Raw genomic sequence first — 13,668 nt, 5'->3', positions numbered from 1 at the left:
GCTAGTACGGAGGCCCCATACTTATCCCGTCATGAGTGAGACCAGAATCCTCGTCGTCGAGGACGAACCGAACATCCGGGACATCGTCGATGTCGCGCTGCGGTTTCACGGCTTCAGCGTGACCGCCGTGGCCACCGGGCGCGACGCGCTGCGCGAGTTCGCGGCCAGGCGGCCGGATCTCATCGTCCTCGACGTGATGCTGCCCGACATCGATGGGTTCGAGGTGTGCCGCCGGATCCGGTTCGAAGGCGTGCAGACTCCGGTGATCTTCCTGACCGCGCGGGACGCCGTGTCGGACACCGTGCGCGGGCTGACCATGGGCGCCGACGACTACGTGACGAAACCCTTCTCAGTGGAGGCGCTGGTCGCCAGGATCCGGGCGGTGCTGCGCCGTACGAGCGTGCCTGACGCCGAGGAGCGGCCCAGCGGGGACGTGCTCCGGGTGGCCGACCTGGAGCTGGACGAGGCGCGCTGGGAGGTGCGGCGGGGCGGTGTCCGGGTGGATCTGTCCCCGACCGAGTTCCGGTTGCTGGCGTTCATGATGGAACATCCGGGGTTGGTGCTGACCAAGCGGCAGCTGCTCGATCAGGTCTGGGGGTATGGGGGGTCCTCCCAGGTGCTGGAGACCTACATCTCCTACCTGCGCCGCAAGCTCGACCCGCTCGGGCCGCCGCTGATCCACACCCAGCGGGGTGTGGGGTACGCCCTGCGGCCGTAGATGTCGCTGCGCACCCGACTCCTGGCCGGACTGCTCGCCATCAGCGCCCTGCTGCTGGTGGTGTTGTCGGTGGTCAGCGCGGTCGTGTTGCGGGGGCACCTGTACGACCGGCTGGAAGGACAACTGCTGGCGGCCACCGCCACCGCCTCCCGCCGGGTCGAGGCCACCGACACGCTCACCCAGGCGCTGACCGGGTCCACCTTCGCGGTGGTCACCTTCAACCTCAACAGCCAGCGGACCCGGCTGGTCAGCGGGGACGCGCCGCAGGCGGGGTCGGTGCCGGGCCTGGTGGAGCAGCTCGGGCAGGAGCGGCTCACCGCGCACGCCTCGGCCGGGCGTACGTTCGAGCTCGGCGGCGATCTGATGGCCGCGGCGGCGCGGACCCGGATCGGGGCCCGGCTGGTGATCGTCGCGGTCCCGCTGGACGGCGTCAACGATCCGGTCCGCGAGATCTTGCTCGCCGAGCTCGTCACCGGCGGGCTGCTGATCGTGCTGCTCGCCCTGGTCGGCAGGTTGCTCATCGTGACCGGGCTGGCGCCGCTGGGGCGGATGGCGCGCATGGCCGTGGGCATCGCGCGGGGCGGCGATCTGTCCGCCCGGATGCCGGAGGGCACCTCCGAGGTGGGCAAGCTGGGCAGCGCCATCAATCTCATGCTGGACCGGATCAGCGCCTCGTTCCGGGATCGGTGGGCTTCCGAGGATCGGGTTCGCCGTTTCGCCGCCGACGCCTCCCACGAGCTCCGGACTCCGCTCGCGGCCATCCGCGGCTACGCGGAGCTCCACCGCGCTGGGGCCATCCCCGAGGAGGAGCTCCCGAAGGTGATGGGCCGCATCGAGGACGAAGCCACCCGGATGGGCAAGCTCGTCTCCGAGTTGCTGGAACTGGCCCGTTTGGACCGCAGCGCCGCCCTCACCCTCTCCGAAACCAACTTGTCGGAAATAGCGCGAGAAGCTGCGGCGGATGCCACCGCACTGGACCCCGAATCCCCCATCATCGTCGACGCGCCTCCCACGCTCGTGGCCGTCGTCGACGAAGCCCGCATCCGCCAGGTCGTCGTCAACCTCCTCGCCAACGTCCGCGCCCACACTCCCCCAAGGACTCCCGCCTTCGTCCGCATCTCCCGTACCGGCACCAAATTCCTCCTCGAGATCGCCGACGACGGTCCCGGCATGGCCCCCGAACAGGCCGCCCGCGCCTTCGACCGCTTCCACCGAGGCGAAGAACGCCTCTCCGACGGCGCCGGCCTGGGCCTGTCCATCGTCAAGGCGATCACCGACGCCCACGGCGGCCGCTGCTGGATCACCTCAGCTCTCGGCTCCGGCACGATCGTCCACATCGAGCTCCCCGCCCTCCGCGTGGGCGAACTGGTGGGGGAATGAGAAGACCGCCCCGGATGCCCCAGGGCGGTCCTCGCCACGGATTAGAGGTCCATGCACCAGTACCACTTGCCGTCGACCTTGCAGGGGTACCACTCGTTGGGGCGGGCCTGGGCCGGGCCGGTGAGGACGGCGAAGGTGGTGATGGCCACGGCGGTGGTGGCGAGGGCGGCGGCGGCGCGCTTCAGAGTGCGCATTTCAGTCTCCTGTTCAGGTTGTCGTTCTGGTGACAGGAGTTAGCTTGCAAGATCGCCCTTGGACTGGAGTTGGGGTCGGCTTGGGGATGGCCTGAGCGCCACATAGCAGCGAAGGGGCACCCCTTGAGCGGGATGCCCCTTCGTTCCAAGCGGTTGATCAGAGCGGTGAGCTTAGGCGTTCGATGATGGTGACGTTGGCCTGGCCGCCGCCCTCGCACATCGTCTGGAGCCCGTAGCGACCGCCGGTGCGCTCCAGCTCGTGCAGGAGCTTGGTCATCAGGATCGCGCCGGTGCCGCCGAGCGGGTGGCCGAGCGCGATCGCGCCGCCGTTCGGGTTCGTACGGGCGGGGTCGGCGTCCAGCTCCTGAATCCAGGCGAGCGGAACCGGGGCGAACGCCTCGTTGATCTCGATGACGTCGATGTCGGAAATGCTCAGACCGGCCTTCTTCAGGGCCTTGTGCGTGGCCGGGATCGGCGCGGTGAGCATGTAGACAGGGTCGTCTCCGGTCAGGGCCAGCGTCACGATCCGCGCCCTGGGCGTCAGGTTGTGGTCGCGCACGGCCTGCTCTGAGGCGATCAGGAGCGCGCCCGCGCCGTCGGAGATCTGGGACGAGGTGGCGGCGGTGATGCGACCGTCCTCCCGCAGCGTCCGCAGTTCGGCCATCTTCTCCAGGGTCGTGTCAGGCCGCGGCCCTTCGTCGTCCTCGACCCCGTTGAGCGGCGCGATCTGCTCGCGGAAGTACCCGTTGGCGACCGCCTTCGCCGCCCGCTGGTGGCTCTCGTACGCGTAGCGCTCCAGGTCCTCCCGGGACAGGTTCCACTTCTCGGCCATCAACTCCGCGCCGCGGAACTGCGAGATCTCCTGCTTGTCGTACCTTTCGACCCACTTTTCGCCGAACGGGAAGGGCATGCCCTTCTCCAGGGCGGCGGTGATGCTCGATCCCATCGGAACGATGGACATGGATTCGACGCCGGAGGCGACGACCAGGTCCTGGGTGCCGGACAGCACGCCCTGCGCGGCGAAGTGGATCGCCTGCTGGGAGGAGCCGCACTGGCGGTCGATGGTGACGCCCGCCACGGTCTCCGGGAGGCCCGCGCTCAGCCACGCGTTGCGGGCGATGTCCATCGATTGCGGGCCGAACTGCATGACGCAGCCCATGATGACGTCCTCGACGGCCGCCGGGTCGACGCCGGTGCGCTCGATGAGCGCGCTGAGCGTGTGCGCGGCCAGGTCGGTGGGGTGGACTGTGGACAGGCCGCCCTTCTTCTTACCGACCGGGGACCGGACCGCTCCCACGATGTACGCCTCTGCCACAGTGCCCTCCCACAAAGAAACCGAGCATTGTTCGGGTAACAGCGTAACCCAGAACGTTATTCCGTCGACGGGTCACCTGGTGATCGTGACCACGGTGCCGAGCGGGACCCGGCGCATCACGGGCAGGGCGGACTGGGGCACCCGGACGCAGCCGTTGCTGACGCTGTGCCCGAACACGCCGGAACCATGGGGCCAGCCGTGCAGGCCGATCGTGGCGGGGCCGCCGCCGAAGTGGCTCATGGTGGGCGAATGCGTGCCCAAAGGTAGGACCGGCACCCCGTAGCCGTGGCCGGTGTCGACCGAGGCCATGACGAACGTCCGCCCGACGGGAGTGGGGGTGTTCGCCGCGCCGGTGGCGACGGGCCAGGTGCCGATCCGGCGTCCGCCTTTGTGGATCGACATTCGGTGCAGTCGCAGGGAAACGTAGATTTTGTAGTTGGTCTGGCCCCAATCCACGCCTGAACCGGTGTGGATCCAGCCTGTTGAACGATTAGGGCGGCTGGGGAGCAGGACGCGTACCCAATCGCCGTACGAATCCACCACGGGCACCCATGTCGGATTTCCCAGCAAATGGGTGGGCAGGACCGCGACGGGCATGCCGCCTGGGCGGTTATATACGACTTTTTGCTTACTTGGATGGATTGTGCGGCCTTCGGTGCGGTCGAAGGTGTACTCATCCAGCGGAACTCTCCGCAATGTCGCCCATGTCGTGACACGCGGCAATCGTTGCTTTAGTCCGTGCGGGAGCTGCCTCGGCATTATCTCCTGCGGGCGCTCTTCGTGAGATCGGCTGAATTCACGTGGGCGATCGTCGTAAGAGCGGTGGAGCTGCTGTCGCACTACTTGAGACCGGTTGAGCTCGTGCCGGCGGTCATCGTGGGACTGGCTGATCTGACGCGGTGGCTCCTCATGGGATCGCCGGATCACGTGCGCTCGCCTGACCTCGTGCGCTCGTCCCGCATGGAACCGCCTGCCCGCATGCGAACGCCCCACATGCGAACGCCCCACATGCGAACGCTCTGAACGCTCTGAACGCTCTGTATGCGACCGGCTGACCTCACGCGATTGCCGTTGCTGCGATCGCGTGCCCTCACGTGGTCGCCGCTCTTGGGATCGCTTGGCGTGCCGGGACTTCCGCTCATGAGAGCGCTTGACCTCGCCTGGCGGATTCGCCTGCGAAGCAGTCCTGTCGGCGTGCTGCGCGTGGACGGTCCTGGCGTGGACGGTCGCGGCATAGGCGGTCGCGCCCATGACCTCGCCGACAGCAGGAACCGCGACGCAGAGCGCGCCACCCGTGGCTATTGAGAGCAGAAAAGGTACTCGCATCGGACACCTCCGAAAGAAACCAACGAACGAACTATGGCATGCGAAGACCTGAAATCAGTGGAAGCGACACGAGCGTTCCCTGTAACCCAGCTCGGTCCCTACCATCATGTTCCGGCCAATCAATCGCGCCACGCCGTACTAAATGGCAAAGAAACGGCTTGTGTGAAAATCAAGCGTCCTTTACGCATTAGTGTGTCTGGTTCTTTCGAGAATCGGGGAGATCGACAATTAGCAAGCGATTCGAGTAAGAAGATCACTTAGATACGAGATCGACGAATCTCGCATCGTTTCTTTCAAAATAAGAAGGGATCGTCTAATGAAGAGCCAACTCAAGCTCGCAGTGGCGACCGGCATCGCCGTTGTCCCGGCGATGGCTGCCATGTTCGCCATGGCCCCCAGCGCCCAGGCGGCTGCTGTCGCTCTCGGCACCAAGGTCACGAAGGTCCAGCCGGTTCAGCCGCAGCCGGCCCAGCCGGTCGAGGAGGAGGCCAACCTCCTGCCCTACGACCCGGACAACGACAATGACAACGACAACGACAACGACGTCGAGAACCGGAACAAGAACCGGGACGACATCGACATCGACATCGACAACCGTCAGCGTCAGGACAACGACCAGCGCCAGAACGTCGAGCAGCGCGTCAACGATCACCGTGAGCACCGCTTCTTCAACGAGCACCGCGGCCACCACCGCCTGTTCGGGCACCACCGTCTGTTCCACCAGGAGTTCGGACAGCACCGGCACTGGGCCCACCACCACGGTGAGCACCGTCACTGGGGCCACCACCGTCACCACCACCACGGCCACGGCCACTTCCACCACCGTCACCACCACCACGGCGTCATCCACCACCGGCACCACCACTGCGGCCGGTTCGCGGTTGCTGGTTGAAGGCGATAGCCGAGGTCTTGCCGGGGTGACCTAGCGAGAATAGGAAAAAACAGAAACGGATCCCTTCGTGCCTGGCACGGAGGGATCCGTCTGTTTGTCCCGTCTAATCAGACGCGCCGCGCGGGCAGCAGATCCTCCACCTCGAGAATCTGGAACCCCCAGGCGTCCACGACCGGCCCGTCCAGCGCGTTCCCCAGGGCCAGGGCCACCTTCCCGGGTTCGAGCACGAGGTCGTCCCCGTCCAGCTCGCCGTCCTCAAGGGCCCGCACCGCGATCCTGACCACTTCCGTCGCGTACGGCATAAGCCCCGCGACCACAGCCGGAAATCGGGTTTCATAGCTGGCGGTGACCTGAATGTCGGCGCCGGTGTAGACGATGGTCTGCCCCGACTGAATCTGCACGAGCCCACTCTTGTCGGACTCGTCCTCGTCGTCTTGCTCGGATTCCGCGGACGCGGCCTCGTCAGAGGGCCCTTCCTCGGACGCATCCTCCGCTTCGTCGGACGCATCCTCCGCCGAACCATCCGCGGACGCGGATTCGCCTGACGCGGATTCCCCAGACGCTTCGGCTTCGGGAGCGGCTACGTCAGCCGTGGTGGCTGCGGGCGGGGCGCCCTCAGGTGCCGATTCCTCCGAGGCCGTCTTCTCGGCTGCGGTTTCGTCAGACGCGTCCGCGCTTGCCGCGACTTCGTCCGAGGACTCCCCAGCGAGCTCGGCCACCTCGGCGTCGGTTCCGGCTTCGGCGTCGATCCCGGCCTCAGCATCGGCGTCGGTTTCGGCGTCGGTTTCGGCGTCGGTTTCGGTGGTGGGTTCTGGGAGGCGGAGCAGGCCGCGGAGGAGGGTGGCGAGTTCCTCCTGGTCGGGCATTTCCGGCACGTAGACAGCGGCAAGGCGGGATTCGTCCTCGGCCGGGTCGTCGGCCGAGCCCTCGCACAGGGACCAGCCGCCATACCGGTAGGCGATTCCAGCCGCGAGGAACTTGTCGTAGTAGTCCATCGGCAGCGGTCGCTCGGCCACCACCCGGTAGGCCCAGAGCCGGTCCTCGTCCTGGATGCTCAGCTTGCGCAGCAGGTCGGCGGTGAGTTCCAGGGGTGCGTGGATCCGGGTTCCGGCCGCCAGCAGTTCCTCGCCGTCCTGCGCGGCGGTCGGGTCAGCGAGCTGAACGGCCTCCAGCAACGCGTCCGGCTTCACCTTCGCGGGCAGCAAAACCGTCGGACCCGTCCTCAGCCGCCCGGGCAACAGAAGATTCGATAGCAGGCCCACGAGTCCTCCTCCTCTTTTTGAGGAGCACGATAGTCGTATTTGATGGTCTTTGTGATCAGGAGTTGGCGAGCCGCGTGCTGGTCATCCTCGCGTACACGATGACGTTGTCCACATAGTGCCCCGTGCTTCGGTTATACGTGCCGCCGCAGGTGATCAGGCGCAGTTCGGCGTCGTCGGCGTTGCCGTACACCCGATTGGTGGGGAAGGTTTCCTTGTTGGCCTGTTCGACGCCGCCGACGGTGAAGATGGCGATGGTGCCGTCGCCCCGGATGACCTCGATCGTGTCGCCGTACCGGAGTTCGTGCAGGCGGCTGAAGACGGCGCTGCGGGTTTGGGTGTCCTTGTGCCCCAGCATGATGGCGGGGCCCGCCTCGCCCGCTGTGGGTCCGCCCCGGTACCAGCCGACCAGGTTGGGGTTGCCGATCGGCGGGGTTTCGATCGCGCCCTTCTTGTCCACGCCCACGGATTTGATCGGCGCGTTGATGCCCAGCTTGGCGATGATCAGCCGTTTCGGCGAGGAGGGCAGCAGGGGTTCGGCCGCAGGCAGGGGCGGGGCCGGGGGCGGCGCCGTCGGATCCGCCTGGGTCAGCGGCTGGCCCGGACCGCCGGGCCCGACGCTCGGCGCCAGCGCGCCCGTCTGCGCCCGGAGCGTGGTCCGCTCGGGCGCCGCATACTCCTCCGGAGAGCCCAGCCAGAACATCAGCCCGGCCCCGACCGTGAGCATCCCGGCCAACGCCGCCAGAATCAGCACCGCCCGCACGATCCGCGTGCCGTTCAGCCGCGGCCGTTCTTCCTGAACGTACGACTGATAGACAGGCTGCCCGTAGACCGGCTGCTGCTGGTAACCCGGATGTCCGGGTGGAAAGTGTCCCGACGGCGTCGTCATACGCGTCCTAGTCGCGTACGGAGCTGCGACGCGAACGCAACATCAGCCCGCCGGTGATGGCGGCGAGGATGAGCGCGGTCCCGGTGAGGACGAGGATCCGGCCGTCGGGGCCCATCTCCCCGCCGCCGCCGGTCGCGATGCCGCCGTCAGGCGTGTTGTCCACCTGATTGGGCTGGGAGGCCGTGACGGTCTGCGTGAAAGTGCGGGTCTGCCTGGGCGTGGGGCTCGTGGCCGAGGGGGTGGGCGTCGGCGTGGAGCTCGGGCTCGGGGTCGTGCTGGCCGAACCCACCACAACCGCGAGCGCTGCCGCGTCCGCCTCCGTCAGCGTCTCGACAGTGCAAGTGAACCAGGTCGCCTGGGTGCCGGACGAAGAAACGGCTTTGAGAATGAACTGACCAGGTTTGACGGTAAATGTCCCGGCCGCAGTGGGGGTAACGGTCGTTAAGATCGTGGGAAGGGGCACCGGTGCCTGCGCCGTCAGCGACGCCACCGGAACGTGCGTTGCCGTGGCCGTTCTGGTCACGGCCGCAGCCCCAACCGGTACTCCGGTCAATATGAGTTGCCCGTCGATCACCACCCGATCCGTTAGCGCGATCGGCGACGGCGCGAGAAGACTCGGGGCGGCGGCAGGTTGATTGATCCGCCAGGTGATGACCGCACCCGCATTGACAGCGGGGTTGGTGGCCGGACCGACGAGCTCGATATTGAATCTGAGCTCGGAGGACGTACCCGTGCATGTATAGGTAACTGGCACCGGTGCGAGGAGGTTCGCCGCAGCGGGGATCGCACCGAAGAGAATGCCTGCGCTGACAACTCCGGCTGCGGCGGCCTTGGTGGCGATGCGACGCCGTGCCCTCAACTTCAGCACTGACTTCTCTCCCATTTCAGACAGTATGCCCGGTTTACGGTCGGGCCAGCTTTCCAGGCCATGGTCACGGTTCGGTATCCCGATCCTATGGAGTTGGCACGGGATCTGTGGTGGATACGGCCCATCCGTCATCGACTACCCACATCGACCCAAGGTAACAGTCAAGTCCGAAAACTGTCGCATCACACGTCTCATACGCCACTGCTGCGGCTGAGCCGATGACGAAGCAGCAGGCCACCGAAGGCAGCGGCAGCGATGAACGCGGTTCCGGCCAGCATGATCAATCGTCCATCTGGGCCCATGTCGCCTCCGCCTCCGGTTTGCGCCCCGCCGACGGGTGTCATCCTGACTTGCGCCGTATTGGTGACCGAAACCGTCGACGTATTGGTGACATCGACCGAGTTGGTAACCGTCGCGGTGTCCGTGACCGAGACGGTCTCGGTCTCCGTCTCGAAGACGGTGGAGGTCGTGGTCGGATCGTCGGTGTCGGAGGTAGACGCGGAAACGACCGTGAGTAGCAGCGAAGCCGCAGCTGCGGTGGCGACCTTGCTGCAGGTGTACAGCGCGCTAGTGGACTGTGCTCCCGACGGAACCAGGTTCAACTTGAATGAATCGGCGACAACCCCAATCGTCCCCGTCGCCGACGGGGTGAGACGGAGAACCAGATCAGGGATCGGCGACATGGCCGTGGTCGTTGCCACCGACGTCTGCGCAACCACGGATGCGTCGAGAGTCGTGGCACCGGGATTGGCGGTCACTGGAGTACCTGATATGGAGAGCTGGCCTTCGATCAGGACAGTGTCTCCCGACTGGATGGGCGTCGGCGGAATCATGAGAGATTCGCTTGCCTGACCTTGTTCCGGATCTGCGGGAACCAGCTTCCACGTCACCACCACCTCGTCATCCTCGACCGGGTTGGCCGGGGACCCATCCAAGGTGATCGACATAGGGAAAGTCGGACCGTCGGCCACACAGGAATACAGCACCTTTGTCGTCGCGCCGAAGGCCCACGTGGGTATCGCGATCAAGGCTGCTAACAGCGCGATGCCGGCGATGGCCGCTCTGACGGCGATCCGGTGCCATCCGTTGGTTGTCACTTCCGCTCCCGTAGATGGTGGCCCGATCGCGCAACAGCATTTCAGGAAATATCTGGAGTTATGCGGCGTGGATCCTGAGAATCCGGTGTGAATTCTGGTTGGAATCCATCGCCGCCGAGCGGGTCTACGCGGTCTTGGTGGCGCTCAGGGTGGCGTAGACGATGATGTTGTCGGTGTAGTGGCCGGTTCTGCGGTTGTAGACGCCGCCGCAGGTGATGAGACGAAGCCCGGCTGTATCCAGCCTGCCGTACACACGTTTGGTCGGGAAGGTGTTCTTGCTGACTTGTTCGACGCCGTCCACGGTGAATTCGGCGACCGTGCCGTCGGTTCGGACAACCTGGATCTTGTGGCCGCGTTTCACCTCGCGGAGGCGGGAGAAGACGGCCGGTCCCCGGCGGGTGCTCACGTGGCCGAGGATCACCGCGGGTCCTGGCTGGCCGGGCACCGGGCCGAGCTTGTACCACCCGGCCACCTTCGGCTGGGACAGCGGAGGCACCTGAACTTCGCCATTACGTTGTACGCCGACCGTGCGCAATGCGGCGTTCAGTCCGACCTGCGGGATCACGATCTTGGCAGGGGCGACCGAGCCGGTGCTGACGATCGGGGCGACCGGGACCACGGCCGGGATCGGCGGAGGCGCGGTCGGAGCCGCCGCCGTCAGCGGAACATCGGCCCCTCCCGGTCCCACGGTCGGCGGTAACGCGCCCGGCATCTGCTGGGCCATCGGCGTGATCCCCGGACCCGGCATGCCCTCGACCAAGGGCTCCTCCGGTGCCAGCACCGCCAGCAACCCCGCCATGATCAGCGCGATGCCGCCAAAGGACCCGACGATCAGGATCGCGGGCAGCGCCTTGTTCCACCGCTGCCGCCGCTGCTCCTCAGCCGACGGCACCGGCATCTGCCCAGGCTCCAGCTCGTTCATGACACCCCGAAAAGCTCAGCGCCCGGAATCCGCCTTGACGCGCCGCCGCCAAACCAGCCCCGCGCCAACGCTCCCCACCACCAACACGATCCCGAACCACAGATAAACCCGCCCCGAAGTCCCGCCAACCGCCATCTCCCCGGTCTGCGCCCCACCCACAGGAGTCACAGCCACCTGTGGCGACTGACTGGTAGAAGCGGAAGACGTCACCGTCACCGTGGTAGTGGGCTTAGGCGTCGGCGTCACCGTCGCCGTCCGGGTAGTAGTAGGCGTCGGAGTCGTAGAGGCCTTCACAACCTTTACCGTGGCGACCGTGACGTTCGTAGGCGGTTTGCAGACCGTGTCGAAGTACTCAGGCGGAGTCGTTGACTCCTTAGTGATCACGTTGAAGCTGTCGAGCACTGCCCATTCATTGGCGGCCAGCTTCGACGTGATCTTCGCATGATACTTCCCGTAGGGGAGATCGGTCTTGGACCAGAGGACCTCGTGACCGTGACGCTGGTTGGCCGGTACCTTCGGCGCGGCCGGGTCGGATGTCGTTCTCGACGGATCGATGGTCACGCGCGAATTGGCGACTTCGACAATCTCCACGTCCAGTTTGCCCATCGCAGCATGACGCTCACCGATGTACTCGATGCCCGTTCCCTCGAACGCGATGGTGGCCGTCGCGCTCTCGTCCTGGGTGGCGTGAACATCATCGCGGAACGGCCGCTTACTGCCGACCCAGTCGGTCAATCCCGCCGCGCGACCCGTGTCGTATTCCCAAGTACCGGTGTAGGTGATCGGAGGATCACTAGCGGGAGGCGTGGGCGTGTCCGCAGTCAAGAGGTTGGTGTCGTTGACCTCACCAGTCGACTTGGGGCTGAATCCGATCTCTATAGGAAACGGCTTGACCTTGATCTCGCCTTCACGACCTGTCACATGCGAGCCAGGCGTCAGCGTTGGCAACTTGATGGGATCACCGGTCTTGAGATCAACATCGGTCGTCAGCGTCCCAGCTGAGACGAGCTCTCCAACGCCATCCCAATACCCCGTCATCGCCGCCCTGGCGCTGACACTCAGCTTTGCGCCCTTGACGTAGTTCCCGGGTGAGATCAGCGGCGATTCGCCAAGCGTCCAGCCGACCTGGAACGCCTGGCCAAGAACGACGGTCTTGGGAATCGAGACCTCAACGTTGAGGGGCTTGTCGTCCGTGCCCACCAACGACCCCAGCGGTTTGGTGAGGCACGTGTAGGTGTAGTTCCAGTGATCTGTGTCAACTGCCTCGGCCGATGAGGTCAGCATGACGGTGGCACCCAAAACGCCTAAGGCGGATGCGACAGCTGCTTGTCGGAGTACTGATCGCCGCCTGAACACCGCACGCTCCAAGTGGTCGAAGATCGGCCCAGATCGGACCACTCAACACGAATCAGGCGTGAGCCTAGGGGGTTCGAGGATGCCCCAGCAGCCACTTCAGCATCAGTTCGACGAGATGTGGCCCACTTGTAACAGAAGGGGCGTTTGGGGAGGCCGTCGGCGGCCGGAGGGCGGGTACGAATCCCTCAGAACGGTGTACCCACACGAAACCGAATCGTATTCTGTTCACGGCGGAAGCGGCCCGAACCCGGAAGGCGTACCCGATGCAGCGTGACCTCTTCGACGAAGAGCATGAGCTCTTCCGTGAGACCGTGCGCGAGTTTCTGGCCCGCGAGGTCGTCCCGCACCACCCCCAGTGGGAGAAGGACGGCATCATCCCCCGCGAAATCTGGAAATCGGCCGGAAAGCTGGGCATGTTCGGCTTCGGCGTGCCCGAGGAGTTCGGCGGCGCCGGCATCACCGACTTCCGCTACAACGCGGTCATCGTCGAGGAGATCATGCGGGCCGGCACCTCCGGCATCGGTTTCTCGCTGCACAACGACGTGATGGCGCCGTACTTCGTGGATCTCACCAACGACGAGCAGAAGCAGCGCTGGCTGCCCGGTTTCGCCTCCGGTGAGCTGATCACGGCGATCGCGATGACCGAGCCGGGCGCGGGCAGCGACCTGCAGGGCATCCGCACCACCGCCATCCGCGAGGGCGACGACTACATCGTCAACGGCCAGAAGACGTTCATCACCAACGGCATCAACTCCGACCTGGTCGTCGTGGTCACCAAAACCGACCCCACCGCCGGCGCGCGCGGCACCACGCTGTTCGTGGTCGAGCGCGGGATGGAGGGCTTCGTCCGGGGCCGCAACCTGGACAAGGTCGGCATGCACGCCCAGGACACCGCCGAGCTGTTCTTCGAGAACGTCCGGGTTCCGGCCGCCAACCGGCTCGGCGACGAGGACGGTCATGGTTTCTTCCACCTGATGAAGAACCTCCCGCAGGAGCGCCTGTCGATCGCGGTGGCCGCGGTCGCGGCGGCGGAGGCGGTGCTGGCGATGACCATCGACTACTGCAAGACCCGGCAGGCGTTCGGCCGCAACCTGGGCTCGTTCCAGAACACCCGGTTCGTCCTGGCCGAGCTGGCGACCGAGGTGGACATCGCCCGGCTCTACATCGACAAGTGCATCCTCGCGCTGAACGCCGGTGAGTTCACGGCGGTGGACGCCGCCAAGGCCAAGTGGTGGACTACGGAGCTCCAGACCAAGCTCATCGACCGCTGCGTGCAGCTGCACGGCGGCTACGGCTACATGACCGAATACCCGGTCGCCCGGGCCTGGCTGGACAGCCGTGTCCAGACGATCTACGGCGGCACCACCGAGATCATGAAGGAAATCATCGGCCGCTCTTTCGGCTTCTGACTGATCCCCGCCACTGGCCCGGATATCCGCTCATAATGAGCCC

At 65.9% G+C, this 13,668-nt stretch carries 13 protein-coding genes; 3 read left to right on the top strand and 10 right to left on the bottom strand.

The genetic code is table 11. The annotated features are described in order from the left end of the window. Positions 1 to 31 precede the first annotated feature (31 nt). Positions 32 to 718, top strand: coding sequence for a response regulator transcription factor (locus tag Aple_RS05760; RefSeq protein ID WP_155343405.1), 687 nt, complete (start codon positions 32 to 34; stop codon positions 716 to 718). Then, a complete protein-coding gene (locus tag Aple_RS05755; RefSeq protein WP_155343404.1) occupies positions 719 to 2,098 on the top strand; it encodes a sensor histidine kinase in 1,380 nt (459 codons plus the stop codon). A gap of 41 nt (positions 2,099 to 2,139) precedes the next feature. Here the strand turns inward: Aple_RS05755 and Aple_RS05750 are convergent, their stop codons facing one another. The 10 genes from Aple_RS05750 to Aple_RS05705 form a co-directional block, all read right to left on the bottom strand. After that, positions 2,140 to 2,292, bottom strand: coding sequence for a hypothetical protein (locus tag Aple_RS05750; protein ID WP_155343403.1), 153 nt, complete (start codon positions 2,290 to 2,292; stop codon positions 2,140 to 2,142). Between the two features lie 157 nt (positions 2,293 to 2,449). Then, positions 2,450 to 3,607: an acetyl-CoA C-acetyltransferase gene (locus Aple_RS05745; RefSeq protein ID WP_155343402.1), complete on the bottom strand. Its 1,158-nt coding sequence runs from the start codon at positions 3,605 to 3,607 to the stop codon at positions 2,450 to 2,452. A 72-nt stretch (positions 3,608 to 3,679) separates the two neighbouring features. Further along, the gene (locus tag Aple_RS56190; RefSeq protein ID WP_344317106.1) at positions 3,680 to 4,204 is read right to left on the bottom strand and encodes a L,D-transpeptidase; all 525 of its coding nucleotides are present in this window, start codon (positions 4,202 to 4,204) and stop codon (positions 3,680 to 3,682) included. A gap of 1,042 nt (positions 4,205 to 5,246) precedes the next feature. After that, positions 5,247 to 5,783, bottom strand: a complete 537-nt coding sequence (locus tag Aple_RS05735) for a hypothetical protein (RefSeq protein WP_155343400.1) — start codon at positions 5,781 to 5,783, stop codon at positions 5,247 to 5,249. Between the two features lie 149 nt (positions 5,784 to 5,932). Further along, entirely contained in the window at positions 5,933 to 7,087 is a 1,155-nt protein-coding gene (locus Aple_RS05730; RefSeq protein ID WP_155343399.1) for a prolipoprotein diacylglyceryl transferase, read from the bottom strand. Between the two features lie 55 nt (positions 7,088 to 7,142). Then, the gene (locus Aple_RS05725; protein WP_155343398.1) at positions 7,143 to 7,973 is read right to left on the bottom strand and encodes a class F sortase; all 831 of its coding nucleotides are present in this window, start codon (positions 7,971 to 7,973) and stop codon (positions 7,143 to 7,145) included. A gap of 7 nt (positions 7,974 to 7,980) precedes the next feature. Beyond that, entirely contained in the window at positions 7,981 to 8,856 is an 876-nt protein-coding gene (locus tag Aple_RS05720; RefSeq protein WP_155343397.1) for a hypothetical protein, read from the bottom strand. 176 nt (positions 8,857 to 9,032) lie between these two features. Further along, on the bottom strand, positions 9,033 to 9,938 hold the full coding sequence (locus tag Aple_RS05715; RefSeq protein WP_155343396.1) for a hypothetical protein: 906 nt from the start codon (positions 9,936 to 9,938) through the stop codon (positions 9,033 to 9,035). Positions 9,939 to 10,062: 124 nt separating this feature from the next. After that, complete coding sequence (locus tag Aple_RS05710) at positions 10,063 to 10,860, bottom strand: class F sortase (protein ID WP_155343395.1); 798 nt, start codon at positions 10,858 to 10,860, stop codon at positions 10,063 to 10,065. 15 nt (positions 10,861 to 10,875) lie between these two features. Further along, positions 10,876 to 12,144: a hypothetical protein gene (locus Aple_RS05705; RefSeq protein ID WP_155343394.1), complete on the bottom strand. Its 1,269-nt coding sequence runs from the start codon at positions 12,142 to 12,144 to the stop codon at positions 10,876 to 10,878. Between the two features lie 335 nt (positions 12,145 to 12,479). Between Aple_RS05705 and Aple_RS05700 the strand changes: the two genes are divergently transcribed. Then, positions 12,480 to 13,625, top strand: coding sequence for an acyl-CoA dehydrogenase family protein (locus Aple_RS05700; protein ID WP_155343393.1), 1,146 nt, complete (start codon positions 12,480 to 12,482; stop codon positions 13,623 to 13,625). Positions 13,626 to 13,668 lie beyond the last annotated feature (43 nt).

The sequence above is a fragment of the Acrocarpospora pleiomorpha genome (assembly GCF_009687885.1).
GTDB lineage: Bacteria > Actinomycetota > Actinomycetes > Streptosporangiales > Streptosporangiaceae > Acrocarpospora > Acrocarpospora pleiomorpha.
The sequence above is the reverse complement of the archived record's forward strand: the minus strand, read 5'-3'. Positions and strand labels throughout refer to the sequence as shown.

What these genes read in the sequence shown, in the direction of transcription:
- Aple_RS05760 (WP_155343405.1), top strand. Translation starts at nt 32, where the DNA reads ATGAGTGAGACCAGAATCCTCGTCGTCGAGGACGAACCGAACATCCGG.
- Aple_RS05755 (WP_155343404.1), top strand. Translation starts at nt 719, where the DNA reads ATGTCGCTGCGCACCCGACTCCTGGCCGGACTGCTCGCCATCAGCGCC.
- Aple_RS05750 (WP_155343403.1), bottom strand. Translation starts at nt 2,292, where the DNA reads ATGCGCACTCTGAAGCGCGCCGCCGCCGCCCTCGCCACCACCGCCGTG.
- Aple_RS56190 (WP_344317106.1), bottom strand. Translation starts at nt 4,204, where the DNA reads ATGCCCGTCGCGGTCCTGCCCACCCATTTGCTGGGAAATCCGACATGG.
- Aple_RS05725 (WP_155343398.1), bottom strand. Translation starts at nt 7,973, where the DNA reads ATGACGACGCCGTCGGGACACTTTCCACCCGGACATCCGGGTTACCAG.
- Aple_RS05720 (WP_155343397.1), bottom strand. Translation starts at nt 8,856, where the DNA reads ATGGGAGAGAAGTCAGTGCTGAAGTTGAGGGCACGGCGTCGCATCGCC.
- Aple_RS05710 (WP_155343395.1), bottom strand. Translation starts at nt 10,860, where the DNA reads ATGAACGAGCTGGAGCCTGGGCAGATGCCGGTGCCGTCGGCTGAGGAG.
- Aple_RS05705 (WP_155343394.1), bottom strand. Translation starts at nt 12,144, where the DNA reads ATGCTGACCTCATCGGCCGAGGCAGTTGACACAGATCACTGGAACTAC.
- Aple_RS05700 (WP_155343393.1), top strand. Translation starts at nt 12,480, where the DNA reads ATGCAGCGTGACCTCTTCGACGAAGAGCATGAGCTCTTCCGTGAGACC.